Annotated in this window: 16 protein-coding genes; 12 read left to right on the forward strand and 4 right to left on the reverse strand. The window is 61.7% G+C overall.

Going from position 1 to position 16,947, the window contains the following annotated elements; translation table 11 throughout:
* The first annotated feature begins 99 nt into the window (after positions 1-99).
* The gene (locus ACUN0G_RS31205; RefSeq protein ID WP_008432997.1) at positions 100-315 is read left to right on the forward strand and encodes a DUF2970 domain-containing protein; all 216 of its coding nucleotides are present in this window, start codon (positions 100-102) and stop codon (positions 313-315) included.
* 6 nt (positions 316-321) lie between these two features.
* Here ACUN0G_RS31205 and ACUN0G_RS31210 read toward each other — a convergent pair whose 3' ends face one another.
* Positions 322-1,401, reverse strand: coding sequence for an ABC transporter substrate-binding protein (locus ACUN0G_RS31210; protein ID WP_445575279.1), 1,080 nt, complete (start codon positions 1,399-1,401; stop codon positions 322-324).
* A 450-nt stretch (positions 1,402-1,851) separates the two neighbouring features.
* Between ACUN0G_RS31210 and ACUN0G_RS31215 the strand changes: the two genes are divergently transcribed.
* Positions 1,852-3,510: a nitrite/sulfite reductase gene (locus ACUN0G_RS31215; protein WP_445575280.1), complete on the forward strand. Its 1,659-nt coding sequence runs from the start codon at positions 1,852-1,854 to the stop codon at positions 3,508-3,510.
* Positions 3,494-3,988: a DUF934 domain-containing protein gene (locus ACUN0G_RS31220; RefSeq protein ID WP_017479943.1), complete on the forward strand. Its 495-nt coding sequence runs from the start codon at positions 3,494-3,496 to the stop codon at positions 3,986-3,988. Before ACUN0G_RS31215 ends, ACUN0G_RS31220 begins: the two co-directional genes overlap by 17 nt.
* A gap of 46 nt (positions 3,989-4,034) precedes the next feature.
* Here ACUN0G_RS31220 and ACUN0G_RS31225 read toward each other — a convergent pair whose 3' ends face one another.
* A complete protein-coding gene (locus ACUN0G_RS31225) occupies positions 4,035-5,681 on the reverse strand; it encodes a SulP family inorganic anion transporter (RefSeq protein ID WP_445575281.1) in 1,647 nt (548 codons plus the stop codon).
* Positions 5,682-5,760: 79 nt separating this feature from the next.
* Positions 5,761-7,038 carry a serine/threonine transporter gene (locus ACUN0G_RS31230; protein WP_258345241.1) on the reverse strand — a complete coding sequence of 426 codons (1,278 nt, stop codon included), beginning with the start codon at positions 7,036-7,038 and terminating at the stop codon, positions 5,761-5,763.
* A 252-nt stretch (positions 7,039-7,290) separates the two neighbouring features.
* Between ACUN0G_RS31230 and ACUN0G_RS31235 the strand changes: the two genes are divergently transcribed.
* The 9 genes from ACUN0G_RS31235 (at position 7,291) to ACUN0G_RS31275 (ending at position 16,067) form a co-directional block, all read left to right on the forward strand.
* Positions 7,291-7,674 (forward strand): tautomerase family protein, encoded by a 384-nt coding sequence (locus ACUN0G_RS31235; RefSeq protein ID WP_063029436.1) that lies wholly within the window; start codon positions 7,291-7,293, stop codon positions 7,672-7,674.
* Between the two features lie 52 nt (positions 7,675-7,726).
* A complete protein-coding gene (locus ACUN0G_RS31240) occupies positions 7,727-8,323 on the forward strand; it encodes a TetR/AcrR family transcriptional regulator (protein WP_445575282.1) in 597 nt (198 codons plus the stop codon).
* Between the two features lie 216 nt (positions 8,324-8,539).
* Complete coding sequence (locus ACUN0G_RS31245; protein ID WP_445575283.1) at positions 8,540-9,076, forward strand: cysteine hydrolase family protein; 537 nt, start codon at positions 8,540-8,542, stop codon at positions 9,074-9,076.
* A gap of 131 nt (positions 9,077-9,207) precedes the next feature.
* Entirely contained in the window at positions 9,208-10,158 is a 951-nt protein-coding gene (locus tag ACUN0G_RS31250) for a 2-hydroxyacid dehydrogenase (RefSeq protein ID WP_445575284.1), read from the forward strand.
* A gap of 89 nt (positions 10,159-10,247) precedes the next feature.
* Entirely contained in the window at positions 10,248-12,104 is a 1,857-nt protein-coding gene (locus tag ACUN0G_RS31255) for a pilus assembly protein TadG-related protein (protein WP_445575285.1), read from the forward strand.
* A gap of 130 nt (positions 12,105-12,234) precedes the next feature.
* On the forward strand, positions 12,235-13,302 hold the full coding sequence (locus ACUN0G_RS31260) for a phosphotransferase family protein (protein ID WP_258345233.1): 1,068 nt from the start codon (positions 12,235-12,237) through the stop codon (positions 13,300-13,302).
* 19 nt (positions 13,303-13,321) lie between these two features.
* The gene (locus ACUN0G_RS31265) at positions 13,322-14,089 is read left to right on the forward strand and encodes an SDR family oxidoreductase (protein ID WP_093209187.1); all 768 of its coding nucleotides are present in this window, start codon (positions 13,322-13,324) and stop codon (positions 14,087-14,089) included.
* 59 nt (positions 14,090-14,148) lie between these two features.
* Positions 14,149-15,582, forward strand: coding sequence for a MocR-like pyridoxine biosynthesis transcription factor PdxR (gene pdxR, locus ACUN0G_RS31270; protein WP_102604666.1), 1,434 nt, complete (start codon positions 14,149-14,151; stop codon positions 15,580-15,582).
* An 83-nt stretch (positions 15,583-15,665) separates the two neighbouring features.
* Positions 15,666-16,067 (forward strand): cupin domain-containing protein, encoded by a 402-nt coding sequence (locus ACUN0G_RS31275; protein WP_318301867.1) that lies wholly within the window; start codon positions 15,666-15,668, stop codon positions 16,065-16,067.
* Positions 16,068-16,140: 73 nt separating this feature from the next.
* Here ACUN0G_RS31275 and ACUN0G_RS31280 read toward each other — a convergent pair whose 3' ends face one another.
* Positions 16,141-16,770 carry a DNA-3-methyladenine glycosylase I gene (locus tag ACUN0G_RS31280; protein WP_445575286.1) on the reverse strand — a complete coding sequence of 210 codons (630 nt, stop codon included), beginning with the start codon at positions 16,768-16,770 and terminating at the stop codon, positions 16,141-16,143.
* Positions 16,771-16,947: the final 177 nt, after the last annotated feature.

A 16,947-nucleotide genomic window follows, 5' to 3' on the forward strand; every position in this document is an offset into this window, starting at 1 on the left:
GAACGGGCCAACCGCCAGGGCGGTAGATAGCTACAGCCGGTGTTTTGCGGGAACTTGACTATCCTCATCCATGGGTTTGATCCCTACCGCGAGGCCCTTATGGACGACTCCAACAACAAGCCACCGACTTTCTGGCAGATGCTGCACAGCGTGATGGCAGCCGCTTTCGGAGTGCAGAGCGGGAAGAATCGCGCCCGCGACTTTACCCATGGCAAGCCCAGCCACTTTGTCATCCTGGGTATTGTGTTTACCGCCGTGTTTGCCTTGACCCTGTTTGGCATCGTCAAGCTGGTGTTGCACCTGGCCGGTGTTTGAACCCAGTCAAGGCATCAGCAGTTGCAGGCTGAACGGGTAGCGATAGGTGGCGGGCTTGCCCTGGGCTGACAGCGCGCGAAAATCGACGCCGTAGTCCTCACGCCCGTGCAGCGCTAAAAGGCGCGTGGCTTGTGGCGGATCAATCAATCGAAAGAGCCCGAGCGTGCGCTCACGCCCGCCGTACTGCGCCATGCCCAGCCCCCGGGCATCGTCATGCAGCACCACCATCGCCCAGCCGCCCAGGGTGAAATGCCCGGCCACCAGCGCACTCAGGCGCCCCTCAAGGCGTGCCTGCAACGCTTCGGGCGAACTGTTGACCGCGCTGAACAACACGTCCGTGCCCGGCGTGCGGCCACTGCCTTTGAGTGCATCCATTGCCCCCAGCGCCATTTCATCGTTGGCCGACCACACCAGTGCGGTCTGCGGGTAGCGTTTGAACAGCTGCGTGGCCTGCTCGAAAGCACGCTCGCGGCTCCATTCGCCATACACCAACTGGCGCAGGTGCACCTCTGGATGATCCGCCAGGGCGCGCTGCAAGCCTTGCTCGCGCAGTTGGGCAGCGGGTGTGGTCTTGACCCCGGAGAACGCGATCAGGTCGAGGGTTTGGCCTGGGGCTACAGGCCCGTGCAGGCGCAATAACTGGGTGAGCATCAAGTAGCCCGCCTGTTCATCGTCGGCGACCATGCTGCCGATCCAGTTGGGGTATTTGCCGGCATCCAGCAGTTGAGTCTGGTCTGCGGTCAGCGCGTTGTTGACGATCAGCAGCTTGACCCCGCTGCCTTGGGACAGGCGCAAAATCTGCGGGGCGATGTACTGTTCGTTGACCAGCACCAGGTAGTCCGGACGCTCGCTGCCCTGCAGGGCTTCACGGGCCTGCAACAGCGTGGTCTCGGGATTGCGCTCGGAATAGCGCACACGCAAATCCAGGCCGAGGTCCCTGGCGGCGGCCTGCATGAATTGCGCGTAGCTGACCCAGAAGGTCTCGGTCGAATTGCCAGGGTTGAGAAACACCACCGACGTCGCTTGGGCAACAGCCCAGAACGGCATGCTCAGCACCAGCAAGCACTTGCAGAGAACCTTCAACATCGTTGCCTGAGCCCTTCGGAATGACCGCCCATGATAATGACATCGGGCCGGTCAATCTCGGTTAATTGCCGATTGTCGGACAATTCAGCTCGGGTAACCCCCTTTATTGATGGCTGACCCAGAACACGGCAGTGGAAACCACCAGGATAATCAAGAACAGAATGGCCCAGGCATCGACACTGCTGTCACTTTTGCGGGCTTTGGTCGGATTGCTCATTGCATCGCCTCTTGTCGGTTTTATAGGTGATTGCACAAAGACACGAGCACAGTAAAGATCATGATTGCCCGCATGACAAATGTGGGTATCACGATAACCGTTCTCATTAGGCGATTTGGTTATTTGCATATACTCAAACATCACTTTTGCGCATAAACGCAAACTGGTATCGTGCGCCGGCTCCGTTGGGAGTGCGCGGCCGTGCGCGCAGATTTGCCGAGAACAGGACCTATATGTACGTATACGACGAATACGATCAGCGCATCATCGAGGACCGCGTCAAGCAGTTCCGTGATCAGACCCGACGCTATCTGGCAGGCGAACTGAGCGAAGAAGAGTTCCGCCCTCTGCGCCTGCAAAATGGCCTTTATGTTCAGCGCTTTGCGCCGATGCTGCGGGTTGCCGTGCCTTATGGCCAACTGACTTCCCGTCAGACGCGCATGATGGCCAAGATTGCCCGCGACTTCGACAAGGGCTACGCCCACATCAGTACTCGCCAGAACGTTCAGTTCAACTGGCCGGCCCTGGAAGACGTGCCGGACATCCTGGCTGAATTGGCCACCGTGCAGATGCACGCCATTCAGACCAGCGGTAACTGCCTGCGCAACGTCACCACCGACCAGTTCGCCGGCGTTGCCGCTGACGAGCTGATCGACCCGCGCCCATGGTGTGAGATCGTCCGTCAATGGACCACCTTCCACCCGGAATTCGCCTACCTGCCGCGCAAGTTCAAGATCGCCATCAATGGCTCGACCTCGGACCGCGCCGCCATCGAAGTGCACGATATCGGCCTGGAGCCGGTGCATAACGCCGCTGGCGAGTTGGGCTTCCGTGTGCTCGTCGGTGGTGGCCTTGGCCGTACGCCGGTGGTGGGTGCGTTCATCAATGAATTCCTGCCGTGGCAGGACCTGTTGAGCTACCTCGACGCGATCCTGCGGGTCTACAACCGCTACGGCCGTCGTGACAACAAGTACAAGGCCCGGATCAAGATCCTGGTAAAAGCGCTGACCCCTGAGGTGTTTGCCCAGAAGGTCGACGCCGAGATGGAACACTTGCGCGGCGGCCAGACTACCCTGACCGAAGCCGAAGTGCACCGCGTCGCCAAACACTTCGTCGACCCGGACTACAAGGTCCTGAGCAATCAGGACGCCGAGTTGGCCGAGCTTGACCAGCAGCACCCGGGGTTCGCCCGCTGGCGCGCCCGCAACACCCTGGCCCACAAAAAGCCGGGCTATGTGGCCGTGACCCTGTCGCTGAAACCTACCGGTGTTGCACCGGGTGATATCACCGACAAGCAACTGGACGGCGTCGCCGACCTCGCCGAGCGCTACAGCTTCGGCCAACTGCGCACCTCCCACGAGCAGAACATCATCCTCGCCGACGTCGAGCAGTCCCAACTGTTCACCCTGTGGGGCGAGTTGCGCGAGCAGGGTTTTGCCACGCCGAACATCGGCTTGCTGACCGACATCATCTGCTGCCCGGGCGGCGACTTCTGCTCCCTGGCCAACGCCAAGTCGATCCCGATTGCCGAATCGATCCAGCGCCGTTTCGACGACCTGGATTACCTGTTCGACATCGGCGAGCTGGACTTGAACATCTCGGGTTGCATGAACGCCTGTGGTCACCACCACGTCGGCCACATCGGCATTCTGGGCGTGGACAAGAAAGGCGAAGAATTCTACCAAGTGTCCCTGGGTGGCAGCGCCAGCCGCGATGCGAGCCTGGGCAAGATCCTCGGCCCGTCCTTCGCCCAGGAAGCCATGCCTGACGTGATCGGCAAGCTGATCGACGTGTACGTTGAACAGCGCACCGAAGATGAGCGTTTCATCGACACCTACCAGCGCATCGGCATTGACCTGTTCAAGGAGCGCGTCTATGCAGCGAATCATTAAGAACAACGAAGTCGTCGACGAAACCTGGCACCTGCTGCCCAAGGACGCTAGCTTCGATGGCATCTCCAACTGCGACGACCTGATCGTGCCGCTGGCCCTGTGGCGCGAACACGCTCACGCCCTCAAGGCCCGCGACGGCGGCCTGGGTGTGTGGCTGGACGCCGATGAAGAAGCCGAAGAGATCGGTGATGACGTGGAGCACTTCCAGGTCATCGCCCTGAACTTCCCGGCCTTCACCGACGGTCGCAACTACTCCAACGCACGTTTGCTGCGTGACCGTTACGGCTACAAAGGCGAGCTGCGGGCGATTGGCGATGTGCTGCGCGACCAGCTGTTCTACCTGCGCCGCTGCGGGTTCGATGCCTTCGCCTTGCGCGCAGACAAAGACCCGTACGAAGCACTGGAAAGCCTCAAGGATTTCTCGGTGACGTACCAGGCCGCGACGGATGAACCGTTACCGTTGTTCCGCCGCCGTTAAGCCTTGCTTCAATAAAAAAGCCCCGACCCGTCGGGGCTTTTTGCATTCAAGCGGTGGGTTGCAACGCGAGCTGCACCGCGCCATCGACACTCAACCCGCTGATCAGCACCTGCGGCGCACACGCCTCAGGCAACGTCTGTAACACCTCCTGTGCCTCATGCCGCACCCGGGCCAGCACCAGGCAGTTGCCCTCCCCTTGCACTTGTACGAAAAACGCCTGCAATGCCTCAATGCTGGTGCCGTCCAGGTCGGGGGATTCTTCCAGGCTGAGCACTACCGTGTGCACCGGTAACGTAGCGTGCCGCATCAGGCTCAACACCGCCCCCAACACTCGCTCGGCATTCGCGAAGAACAGTGCTTCACTGGGCCGCACGATCAGCACACCGGGGATCCGTTCGGCGCTCGGGTGACGCAGCAAGTCGACAAAATCATGCCCGCCGTCAATGCGCCCCAACTCCTTTACGTCTGCCGACGACATCTGCCGCAGCATCAACACCACGCTGATGCCGACCGCCACCAGCAGGCCGTCCAGCACGCCGAGCACCAACACCGCCGCCACCGCGCAAATCACCAGCAACCGGTCGCGCCGCCAGGAGAAATAGCGGCCCAAGGGCTGCAGGCTCAAGCCACGACCCAAGGCATAAATGACGATGGCCGCCAGCACCGGCTCCGGCGTCAGCGCTACCCACGGCAGCACAGTCAAGACGATCAGCAACACCACCAGCGCCGCCACGACTCCCGCCAGGCGAGAGTTGGCGCCCGCCGCCTCATTGGCCGACGTCGCGGAATAACCAGCGCCAGTGGGCATGCCCTGAAACAACCCGGACAACAGGTTGGCCGCACCCAGCGCCAGCAAATCGCGGTTGGATGACACGCGATCGCCATGTTTAAGCGCGAATGAGCTGATGGAGCCGTAGGACTCGGCGTAAAGAATCATCACCATGGCAAACGCCAGCTCTCCCAGGCGCAGCCAGTCGGCAAACGGCAACACGGGCAGGTGCGCCAGTTCCAGGCGCAGGTCTATCACGCCGATCAATGCCACGCCATGGGCTTGCAAGTCCAGCCACTGGCCGGCGGCAATCCCGAGGATCACCACCAGCAACCCGCCCGGCAGGCGCCGGACTCGCGCGCATAGCCAGAGCAGCAGCAACGCGACACCCGCTACGGCAGCGGCGGCCCAGTTCCAGCGCGGCAGTTGCTCCAGGAGTTGGGGCAGGAAGCGAATCAGGTTGTTATCAGTCAGGTGCACGCCCACCACACTGGCCAACTGCTTGAGGATGATCGTCAGCGCCAGGCCAAAGGCAAAGCCGCGCAACACCGGCTTGGCGATAAACGAGGTCAGCCCACCCAACTTGAGCAACCCGGCCAACAGGAAAAACGCTCCGGTCACCATGACCAGGCCCATGGCCAGGCTCAACCTGAGAGTCGGGTCGCCCCCCGCCAGCGTCGCGGTAGCCGCCGCCAGCACAGCCGCCGAGGACGACGTGGCAGAGACAATCGCAAAGCGGCTGGTGCCGAACAGGCCGTAGCACAACAACCCGGCGAAAAAGGCGATCACCCCCGCCTGGGGCGGCAACGCGGCGATACTGGAATAGGCCACGGCCTCGGGCAGCAACAGGCCGGCGATGGACAGGCCGGCCAGCAAGTCTTGTGCACGGTTCGGCGTGGTGTCGCTCTCAGGCGTGGTGTTCAATCCCTAATTCCCTGGCAAAAAAACGGCCAATCCGCTGTCTGCGAATTGGCCGTGATCATTGCACTGAAACCCGGTGCTGTCAGGACACCAGCGAATAAATCAGCGCGGTAATCGCCACCAGGCCCACCGCCGTCACAAACACGTTGGACGCCTGGCCACGGTACTTGGCCATCGCCGGCACCTTGCGGATCGCGTACATCGGCATCAGGAACAGGATCGACGCAATGATCGGCCCGCCCAGGGTCTCGATCATGCCGAGGATGCTCGGGTTGAGGGTGGCGACGATCCAGCACACCACCAGCATGAACGCGGCTGTCATGCGGTCCAGGGTCTTGGCAGCCGGGCGACGGCCGCTTTTGAGCACCAGGCCCTTGAGGCCTTCACTGGCGCCGATGTAGTGGCCCAGGAACGACTTGGCAATCGCCACAAACGCAATCAGCGGCGCGGCGAATTCGATGGTCGGGTTGCTGAAGTGGTTGGCCAGGTACGACAGGATCGACAGGTTCTGCGCCTTGGCTTCGGCCAGTTGGGCCGGCGACAGGGTCAGGACGCAGCTGAACACAAAGAACAGCACCATCACCACCATCAGGATGTGCGCCCGGGACAGGATCTGCGAGCTGCGTTCTTCCGCGTGCTCGCCGTACTGGCGCTTCTGGTCCACCGCAAAGGCCGAGATGATCGGCGAGTGGTTGAACGAGAACACCATCACCGGAATCGCCAGCCACAGGGTGTGCAGCAGCGCCGACGGGGCCGGCACGGTAGTCGCGGTGCTGAGGATGCCACCGTTCCAGTGTGGCACCAGGTACACCGCCAGGAACAGCAAGGCAACGATAAACGGATACACCATCAGGCTCATGGCCTTGACGATCACCTGCTCGCCGCAACGCACCACGGCCAGCAGGCCGAGGATCAGCACCAGCGACAGGATCGCCCGCGGCGGCGGCGCGATGTGCAGTTGATGTTCCATGAAGCTGCCGACGGTGTTGGTCAGCGCCACGCTGTAGATCAGCAGGATCGGGAAGATCGCGAAGAAGTACAGCAAGGTGATCGCGGCACCGGCCTTGAGGCCGAAGTGCTCCTCGACCACGTCGGTAATGTCCGAGCCTTCACGGCCCGAGAGTACAAAGCGGGTCAGGCCACGGTGCGCGAAAAACGTCATCGGGAACGCCAACAGCGCGAGGATCACCAACGGCCAGAAGCCGCCAAGGCCCGCGTTGATCGGCAGGAACAAGGTGCCGGCGCCGATGGCCGTACCGAACAGCCCGAGCATCCAGGTGGTGTCCTGGCGGCTCCAGCTTGTGAGGGTTGCAGGTGTCGTTGCGTAGCGTTCGTCGACGCTATTGGCCTGATCATTCATCCGTTCGGATCTCCGCATTCACTCAGTCGAGACGAGTCAGAAAAACCTGACAGGCAGCGCCACGACCGAAACAGGGGCGCGATTGTCCGGGATTCGCTTGAAGAAGCAAAGACTTAGCTGAGGAATGGTTGTGCAGTGCAGAGGATTGAAGGCGTTTCTGACAGGATCAATTTTACATTTCATAAGAAATCTATTTTATAAATTCATCACGTCATGTATTTTCAAAGCACGCCCCTCACTGGACTGCCCGCCATGCCTATCGTGCGCATCGACCTTCGGAAAAACCCCGACGTCACCTACGCCAAACGCGTCGGCGTGCTGATCTACAACGCCATGCACACGGCTATTGGCGTGCCTGAACACGACAACTTCCAGATCCTCACCGAGCACGATGAACACCACTTCATCTATGACCCCGAGTACCTGGGTATCCAGCGCAGCGACAACCTGGTGATCATCCAGATCACCCTGAACGAAGGCCGCAGCACCGAGCAGAAAAAGCTGTTGTACAAGACCATCGCCGAGAGTTTGAACCGTGAACTGGCGGTGCGCCTGGAAGACGTGTTTATCAGCCTGGTGGAGGTCAAGAAGGAAAACTGGTCGTTCGGCAACGGGATTGCGCAGTACGCCAGCTAAACGTTTTATGATGCCGCCTATTCCCGCCACCACCTGATCCAGAGAGCCCCCGATGCCACGCGTGTCCCGCAAACAAGCCGAACTCAATCGCGAAATCATCGTGGAGGCTGCCACGCGGCTGTTTCGTGAGCGGGGCATCCATGGCATCAGCGTGTCGGATGTGATGGCGGCTGCCGGGCTGACCCATGGCGGTTTTTACGGGCACTTCGAGTCCCGCGAGGCACTGGCCACCGAAGCCTGCAACCGGGCGTTCGAACAGTCGAGCGAGCGCTGGCAGGCCAGGGTCGAGCAAAGCCCTGATCCCGAGGCTGCGCGCCTGGCGTTGATTGATCCGTATCTGTCGGTCGCCAATCGTGACAACCCCGGGGACAGTTGCCCGGTTGCAGCGTTTGCCGGGGAGATGTGCCATGAAGCCGCCGACAGCGCGTTGCAACGCAGCTTTATCCAGGGCTTTGAAGCGTCCATGGGCATCCTGGCCGCTACCCAGGCCAGCGGAACACCCGAAGGTGATCGGCAGGCCGCTATTGCCCAGTACGCGATGATGGTCGGCGCCCTCACCCTGGCCCGTGCGACCAAAGGCAACGGCCTGTCTGATGAATTCCTCGCTGCGGCCAGGAATCTGCTGATCCCGGAAAAAAACATCGGCTGACGCGTTGACAGCCAAACGCCAGCGCCAGCATGATCGGCCCATGAACCTTATTCAGCTGGCCCTCACCCGCACCACCACCACGACCGCTTCCGGCGGGTCGTGTGGTAGCTGTGAGTGGCGCGCAAACTAAGCCACCCGGATTTACCCAAGGCCCCGCCAGCAATGGACGGGGCCTTTTTATTGCTCCGCCATCTGGCAAACACAAGGAGCAGTACCATGCCTGACAACAAGCGCCTCGCCCTGCTGATCATCGACATGCAGACCGGTCTGTACGATGGTCCGGAAAAACCCTACGAACGCCAGCGCGTACTCGACAACATCAACCAGCTGATTCAGCGCGCCCGACACGCTGGCGTGCCGGTTTTCGCTGCACGTCACACCGGCCCTGCGGGTTCGCCCATCGAGGTGGGCAGCCCGTTTTGGCAACTATGGCCAGCGCTGGAGGTTGATGAAGCTCGCGACACGGTTTTCAATAAAACCCGGCCCAGCTGTTTTCTCGGCACCGAGCTGGCGCAGCAACTGGCGGCGGCACAGGTGAATGAACTGGTGATCGTCGGGATGAAAACCCAGTACTGCATCGACACGACGTGCCGAGTGGCCGTGGAGCTGGGGTTCTCGGTGCTGCTGCCGGAGGATGCCCATACTTGTATGGACACTCCGGCGCTATCGGCCGAGGCAATTATCGAGCATCACAACGGGACCTTGGCCGGGGCATTTGTGCGGCGCGTGAAGGCGGAAGATATCGGCTTTTAGCCTCCCCTTTAAAACGCCCGCCGGAGTACCAATACCCGGCGGGCGTCGGATTTTTCTTCGCGTAACGCGGGATTCATTCGGAAAAAATGTCGCATACTGAAGCCATCAAACCCTTCAGGAAGAGCCCTCGCATGCCCGTCACCGTTCTGGTCCTGGTTGAAACCATCAACGACTACCTGCCGATCATCGAAGGCAATGGCTTTCACGTGATCCTCGCGCCGACCCCGGCCGAACGCGCCAAGGCCATCAAGACCCATGGCGGGCAGATACAGGCGGTGCTGACCCGTGGCCCGCTGGGCCTGTACGCCGAGGAAATCGCCGCGCTGCCGCTGCTGGAGATCATCTGCGTGGTCGGCGCCGGCTATGAACACGTGGACCTGCAAGCCGCCAGCAACCGTGGAATCGTGGTCACCAATGGCGCCGGGGTGAATGCACCGTCGGTTGCCGACCATGCCATGGCCTTGTTGCTGTCGCTGGTGCGGGACATTCCCCGGGCGGACGCGGCAGTACGGCGCAGCGAATGGCCCAAGGTGATGCGCCCTTCCCTGGCCGGCAAACAGCTGGGCATTCTTGGCTTGGGCGCCGTAGGCCTGGAGATCGCCAAGCGCGCGGCCCTGGGTTTCGGCATGGAGGTGAGTTATCACAACCGCCAGCCCCGCGAAGACGTGGACTACACCTACTGCGCCACCGCCGTGGAACTGGCGCGCGCCTCGGACTTCCTGATCCTGGCCACGCCGGGCGGCGCCAGCACGCGGCATTTGATCGACCGCCAGGCCCTCGACGCGCTGGGGCCCAACGGTTTCCTGGTGAACATCGGCCGTGGCAGCGTGGTGGTCACCGCCGACCTGATTGCCGCCCTGGAACAACGGCGCATCGGCGGCGCGGCACTGGATGTGTTCGACGATGAACCCAACGTGCCCGATGCGCTCAAGCGCCTCAGCAACACCGTACTCACGTCCCACGTCGCCGGCCTGTCGCCGGAGGCCGCCCATGACACCGTACAGCGCGTAGCAGACAACCTGCTGGAATATTTCGCCGGCCGCCCTGTACTGACACCCGTGACATTGCCACCTAAAAAATAGTAGCCAATAGCCAGCAACCATCCAAATCCTGACTACACTCTTGCGGGGATGCTCAGGACGTCGGCACTGGACCGGCAAAGGAACGCAGGATGGTTTGCCACGGACTCGGCCCGGCCCGGCAACGCGGCGCAATAGGACTGATGGGCGCGATGACCCTCGGCATCGCCCTGCTGTTTATGTTGTTGGTAGTCGATAGCGGCCGGCTGTACCTGGAGAAGCGCAAGCTGCAACGGGTTGCCGACACTGCGGCACTGGAAGTGGTGACCCGCGGCGGCGCCTGCGTCTCGCCGAACACCAACGCCGCGCAATTCGCGATCCAAAGCGCGACCCGCAATGACTTCCCGATCGACGACAACCGCACCCTGGCCACCGCCTGCGGCACCCTGGTCTCCGGGGCTGACTTCATACGCACCTTCAGCCCCAACCCCTCCAAGGCCGATGCGATCCAGGTCATCGCCACCCATCGCGTTGTCACCAGTATCGCCAATGGCCTGCTCATGCTGTTCTCCCCTGGCCCTTTCGAGCCGAGCATCCGGTTGCAGGCCGTGGCCGTGGCCGCCGTCCCCGCACCACCGGTGGCGACGCTGACCATCCGCAGCACGCTGTTGACCGTGGACAGCACCAAGTCCGCAGCGCTCAACGCGCTCATCGGCGGCCTGCTGGGGGGCAAGTTGCAACTCAACGCGGTGGGCTGGGAGGGCTTGATCAACACCAACATCAGCCTGCTCAGTTATCTGGACGCCCTGGCCATCCGGCTGAATGTCAGCGCCGGCAACTACGACGAACTGCTCAAGACCGACGCCAGTGTTGGCGATTTGATCCAGGCCGCAATTGATGTCATCAAGATAGGGGGCGATGCGGTCAAGGTGGTGATCAATAACCTGGAAGCGATCAAGCTGATTGCTCCCGGCACGAAGATTCTGCATCTGGGCGACCTGCTGACCATCCAGAATGGCACCGACAAGAGCGCTCTGGACGTCAACCTGCAACTGTTCAACCTGATCCAGGGGTTTGTGCAACTGTCGAACAAGTACAACGCCGTGGCGGTGGAGCTGCCGGTGGATGTGCTGGGATTGCTGAACATCACGGTCAAGACCAAGGTGATTGAACCGGCGCAGATATCCGCCATCGGCAACCCGAAGCTGATCGCCACCCAGCCGATCTACGTCAGGACCGCGCAAGTCAGGACCCTGATCTCCGTGAACTTGCCCGTGGTCGGCGTGCTGAACGATGTGGTGGGCGGGGTGACAGGCCTGCTGGGGTTGTTGCTCGGCAGTTCCCTGGACGCGAAAATCGGCACCCAACTCGACGTGGCCCTGGAAGCCGCCAGCGGCAGTAGCGAGGTGACCGGCTTTCGCTGCAATGGGCCGGCGGACAAATCGTTGTCGGTGGTGGGCACCACTTCGGCCGTGCGGTTGATGGTTGGCCAGATCGACCCGAAAAACCTGTTTTCTTCCACCGCCCCGCTGAGCGTCGACGAGTTTCCATTGCTCGACCTGGGCATACAAACCTGCAGCAAGGGCGCCTGCGACCCTCGGCAACCCTATGCCGTCGGCGGCATCAGCCTGCGAGTCGACAGCAGCGTGGCCAAGACCACCCGCAATCACACCTATGCGTCGCCGCCGGAGGTGAAGCAGCCCCCCGCCTACTTCAGTTTCAGTTCAAGTAACGTGGTAGGCAGCTTGAGCAACACCCTCAGTGGCATCCAGTTGATCAACCATCCACCCACACAAGGCGGGCTTTTGGGGTTGGTGCTGAATGTGGTGGTCGGCCTGGTGACGGGCGTGCTCAATCTCCTCACCAGCATCATTTCCGGCGTGCTCAGCCCGCTCCTCGACCCATTGGTCAACAACCTTCTCGCCGGTTTGGGCGTAGACCTGGCAAAAGTCGAAATCGGCGCCAACCTGTCCTGCAGCCCCGGCGGGCGCGCAATTCTGGTGATCTGAACACATCAAGCCCGCTGATCATCGGCCAACACGCTAACCTATTAAGCCGCCCCAACCTTGTGGCTGAGCGGCCGCGCGCATTAGATTAGCCAATAGTCCAAGGCCTTAAGAATAAGCAGAAGGGATAAGCATGGCGCTTAACGACCAATCGACCCAGATTCGCCCCGGCGAAGAACTTGATGCCAGCCTCATCGATCCCTACCTCAAGGCCCATATCCCGGGCTTGAGCGGCAGCGTCAAAATCAGCCAGTTCCCCGGTGGTGCCTCGAACCTGACGTACCTGCTGGAATACCCCGGCCAGGAATTCGTGCTGCGCCGCCCGCCCTTTGGCCACAAGGCCAAGTCCGCCCACGACATGGGCCGCGAATACCGGATTCTCAACCAGCTCAAGGACGGTTTCCCGTACTGCCCCAAGGCCTACGTGCACTGCACCGACGAGTCGGTGATCGGCGCCGAGTTCTACGTGATGGAGCGGGTCAAGGGGATCATCCTGCGCTCGGACCTGCCGCCGGAACTGGGCCTGGACGCGGCGAAAACCGAAGCCTTGTGCAAAAGCTTTATCGACAAGTTCGTCGAGCTGCACCAGGTCGACTACAGCGCCTGCGGCCTGGCCGACCTGGGCAAGCCTGAAGGTTACGTGGCGCGGCAGATTCGCGGCTGGAGCGACCGCTACGAAAAGGCCCTGACCCCCGACGCCCCAAGCTGGGAAGCCGTGCGCGCCTGGCTCAACGACAAGATGCCCGCCGACCACCCCACTTCGAGCATCGTCCACAACGACTACCGCTTCGACAACGTGATCCTCGACCCGCATAACCCGATGCAGATCATCGGCGTGCTGGACTGGGAGCTGACCACCCTCGGCGACCCGCTGATGGACCTGGGCAACACCCTCGCCTACTGGATCGAAGCGGCCGACCCGGCGCCAGTGCAACTGATGCGCCGCCAGCCAAGCAACGCCCCCGGCATGCTCACCCGCCGCCAGTTCGTCGACTACTACGCCGAACGCTCCGGGATCCAGATCGACAATTTCGACTTCTACTACACCTACGGCCTGTTCCGCCTGGCCGGCATCGTGCAACAGATCTACTACCGCTTCTTCCATGGCCAGACCCAGGACAAACGCTTTGCGCAGTTCATTCACATGAACAAGCTGCTGGAGCAGATGAGCCTGAACGTCATCAAACAGTCTTCCCTCTGACCCTCTTCAAGGAAAAACCATGTCCAAGACCCAACTGTTCGACCTCGACGGCAAGATCGCTTTCGTTTCCGGCGCCAGCCGCGGTATCGGCGAGGCCATCGCCAAATTGCTGGCCCAGCAAGGCGCCCACGTGATCGTGTCGAGCCGCAAGCTCGACGGCTGCCAGCACGTGGCCGACGCGATCATCGCCGACGGCGGCAAGGCCACCGCCATTGCTTGCCATATCGGCGAAATGGAGCAGATCACGAACGTGTTTGCCGCGATCCGCGAACAGTTCGGCCGCCTGGATATCCTGGTCAACAACGCCGCCACCAACCCGCAGTTCTGCAACGTACTGGACACCGACCTGGGCGCGTTCCAGAAAACCGTCGACGTGAACATTCGCGGCTACTTCTTCATGTCCGTGGAAGCCGGCAAGCTGATGCGCGAAAACGGCGGTGGCAGCATCATCAACGTGGCCTCGATCAACGGGATTTCGCCGGGTGTGTTCCAGGGCATCTACTCGGTGACCAAGGCCGCCGTGATCAACATGACCAAAGTCTTCGCCAAGGAATGCGCGCCGTTCGGCATTCGTTGCAACGCGCTGCTGCCGGGCCTGACCGACACCAAGTTCGCCTCGGCGCTGGTGAAAAACGATTCGATCCTGAAAATGGCCCTGGCGCAGATTCCCCTCAAGCGCGTGGCCGACCCGAGCGAAATGGCCGGCGCGGTACTGTACCTGGCCAGCGATGCGTCGAGCTACACCACCGGCGTTTCGTTGAATGTGGACGGCGGTTTCCTGTCCTGATTCGGCTGGCGGGTGACTTGCGGTAATCTTGCGGGTGATTGCTTGCCTCTGGATGAAACATGGAACTGCACGTCGTTATCAAGGGCCGCAAGGACCTGGCCGAACAGCTTTACCAGCAACTGCGCACGGCCATTGAGTCGGGACAACTGGTGGCCGGGTCGCAATTGCCTCCCAGCCGCTTGCTGGCCCTGCAACTGGGCGTGTCGCGCAAGACAGTCTCAGACACCTACGCGGCGCTGACCTACGAAGGGTTGTTGGTCGGCAGGATCGGCCGTGGCACGTTCGTCAACGCCTGGGCCACGCGCCGCGAACACCTGCAAAGTGCCGCCGACCTTGCCTGCGCCGCCAACCTGGCCAAGTGGCAGGCCCTTCCGGCGCCCATGGGTCACCCCAACCGTGAAACCCGCCCGAGCCGGGACTTTATCGGCGGTGCCACCGCCCGCAGCCAGTTCCCCCAGGATGAATGGCGGCGCTGCACCCTCGATGCCTTGCGCCGTATCTCACAGGACAGCGGCTTCTACAGCCGGCCGGAAGGCTTGCCGGCCCTGCGCAGTGCAATCGCCGGGCATATCGCATTTTCCCGTGGGGTCAGGTGCAGTGAAGACGACATCGTAGTCACCAACGGCGCCCAGCAGGCGCTCGACCTGATCGCCCGCGTGGTGCTGGAACCGGGCACCGTCGTCGCCATGGAAGACCCCGGCTACACCCCGGTGCGACTGATGTTCGACGCCATGGGGGCGACCGTGGTGGGCGTGCCGGTGGACGAGCACGGCCTGCGGGTCGACTTGATTCCCGACGGCACGCGGCTGATCTACGTGACACCGTCCCATCAGTTCCCCCTGGGCATGCCCATGAGCGTGCCACGCCGTGAGGCATTGCTGGCACGTGCGCTGGCGTTGGGCGCCATCGTGATCGAGGATGACTACGACAGCGAATTCCGCTACGAGGGCCGCCCCACCGACTCCCTGCAAAGCATGGACACCCGCGGTGTGGTCGCCTACGTCGGGACCTTCTCGAAAACCCTGCTGCCGGAGTTGCGCCTGGGCTACACGGTGTTGCCGCCGGCGATTTTCGGCGCGGTGCTCAAGGCCAAGCAACTCACCGACCAGCACAGCTCCACCCTGCCGCAATGGGCCCTGGCCAAGTTCATCAGCGAAGGCTACCTGCTCAAGCACATTAGGCGCTGCCATGGCGTGTATGCCGGGCGAAGGGAACGGATTCTGCAGCGCCTGGCGGGGGACCTCTCGCCGTGGTTCGACGTGGTGCCCACCGTGGCCGGGTTCCATCTGGCCGCACTGTGCAAGGTGCCGGTGAATATTCCGCAGCTCACCCAATTGGCACGGGAGGCTGACGTGGGGCTCTATCCGCTGAGCGTATTTTTCCACGACACACCGGTACGCGAGGGGCTGAAGATCGGGTTTGGCGCGATCGAAACCCTGGACATTGACCCGGCGCTGGACGTGGTACGGGATATCCTGCGACAGATTGGCTGATGGAATTTCCGCCGGATTGGCTATTGGTCAAATCCGGATCGGGGCCTAGGGTGAACGGGTCTCGACTCACTCGGAGCCTCACCATGAAAGTACTGCTCGGCACCACCCTGCTGCTGGCCTCGTTAAGCGCCTTTGCCCACGACCCGGTGTACAACCAGGAAAAGATCAACGTGTTGCAGGAACACGCCCTGACCAACGTCCCCGGCAAGAAAACCGTGATGCTCACCGTAGACTATGCGCCGGGCCAGGCCACCGTGCCCCACAGCCACACCGGCACTGCCGTGGCCTACGTGCTGGAAGGTGCAATCACCTCGCGGGTCAACGATGAGAAGGCGATCACCTACAAGGTCGGCCAATCGTTCTACGAACCCGCTGGTTCGCGGCACTTTGAATCGAGCAATGCCAGCCAGACCCAACCGGCGAAACTGCTGGTGGTGATGGTGATGGATGACAAGGCCGACGTACTCACGCCGCTGCCACGCTAACCCGCGCCACCGCCCTGTCCTGTGGGAGCTGGCTTGCCTGCTCCCACCGTTTTAACCGCGCACAGTCAGTGGCTCAGGGTCGTTTGAAGTGGTGGCGCAGCTGTTCGATTCGAGGTCGGCAGGCACAGCCTTCAAGGTGGTCGTTGACCATGCCCATCGCCTGCATGAACGCATACAGGGTGGTCGGCCCCACGTAGCTCCAGCCGCGTTTTTTCAGGGCTTTGGACAAGCGTGTTGAAGCGGCCGAGGTCGGGTTGGCCGTCCAGTACGCCAGGTCGACCTGCGCCGGGCGCTCATCGGCGGACGGTTCAAACGACCACAGCCACGCCGCCAGCGAACCGGTTTCATCCACCAGCTCACACGCGCGCCGGGCGTTATTGATGGTGGACACGATCTTGGCGCGATTGCGCACGATGCCCGGGTCGGCCATCAGCCGCTCGATATCCTGCTCGGTGTACTGCGCCACCCGGCGAAAATCAAAGCCCTCGAACGCCCGCCGAAACGCCTCACGCTTACGCAGGATGGTGATCCACGCCATGCCCGCCTGAAATCCCTCCAGGCAAATCTTCTCGTACAGCGCAATGTCATCGGCCACCGGCACGCCCCATTCATGGTCGTGGTAATCGGGGTATTCCGCTGCTGCCGTGCGCCATGTACAGCGCGTCAGGCCATTCTCATCTGTCGTCAGTCCCGGAATATCCATAGCTCACCTGTTTGGCCAAGCTGCGGATGATAAGCGAAAAAAAATTCCCGCCGCCAACCGCTCAAGCACAGACCTTACATACCCACTGGTCAGACCGGGACCGGCCAACCACGTAATATTTACTTGCGACTTGAAAAAATCCGAGCGTAGACTGGCCCCGCACTGGACATACCGGTC

The organism is Pseudomonas sp. 32A (assembly GCF_052682255.1).

Coding starts and splice junctions, on each gene's coding strand:
- ACUN0G_RS31205 (WP_008432997.1), top strand. CDS start 100: ATGGACGACTCCAACAACAAGCCACCGACTTTCTGGCAGATGCTGCAC.
- ACUN0G_RS31210 (WP_445575279.1), bottom strand. CDS start 1,401: ATGTTGAAGGTTCTCTGCAAGTGCTTGCTGGTGCTGAGCATGCCGTTC.
- ACUN0G_RS31215 (WP_445575280.1), top strand. CDS start 1,852: ATGTACGTATACGACGAATACGATCAGCGCATCATCGAGGACCGCGTC.
- ACUN0G_RS31220 (WP_017479943.1), top strand. CDS start 3,494: ATGCAGCGAATCATTAAGAACAACGAAGTCGTCGACGAAACCTGGCAC.
- ACUN0G_RS31230 (WP_258345241.1), bottom strand. CDS start 7,038: ATGAATGATCAGGCCAATAGCGTCGACGAACGCTACGCAACGACACCT.
- ACUN0G_RS31235 (WP_063029436.1), top strand. CDS start 7,291: ATGCCTATCGTGCGCATCGACCTTCGGAAAAACCCCGACGTCACCTAC.
- ACUN0G_RS31240 (WP_445575282.1), top strand. CDS start 7,727: ATGCCACGCGTGTCCCGCAAACAAGCCGAACTCAATCGCGAAATCATC.
- ACUN0G_RS31245 (WP_445575283.1), top strand. CDS start 8,540: ATGCCTGACAACAAGCGCCTCGCCCTGCTGATCATCGACATGCAGACC.
- ACUN0G_RS31250 (WP_445575284.1), top strand. CDS start 9,208: ATGCCCGTCACCGTTCTGGTCCTGGTTGAAACCATCAACGACTACCTG.
- ACUN0G_RS31255 (WP_445575285.1), top strand. CDS start 10,248: ATGGTTTGCCACGGACTCGGCCCGGCCCGGCAACGCGGCGCAATAGGA.
- ACUN0G_RS31260 (WP_258345233.1), top strand. CDS start 12,235: ATGGCGCTTAACGACCAATCGACCCAGATTCGCCCCGGCGAAGAACTT.
- ACUN0G_RS31265 (WP_093209187.1), top strand. CDS start 13,322: ATGTCCAAGACCCAACTGTTCGACCTCGACGGCAAGATCGCTTTCGTT.
- pdxR (WP_102604666.1), top strand. CDS start 14,149: ATGGAACTGCACGTCGTTATCAAGGGCCGCAAGGACCTGGCCGAACAG.
- ACUN0G_RS31275 (WP_318301867.1), top strand. CDS start 15,666: ATGAAAGTACTGCTCGGCACCACCCTGCTGCTGGCCTCGTTAAGCGCC.
- ACUN0G_RS31280 (WP_445575286.1), bottom strand. CDS start 16,770: ATGGATATTCCGGGACTGACGACAGATGAGAATGGCCTGACGCGCTGT.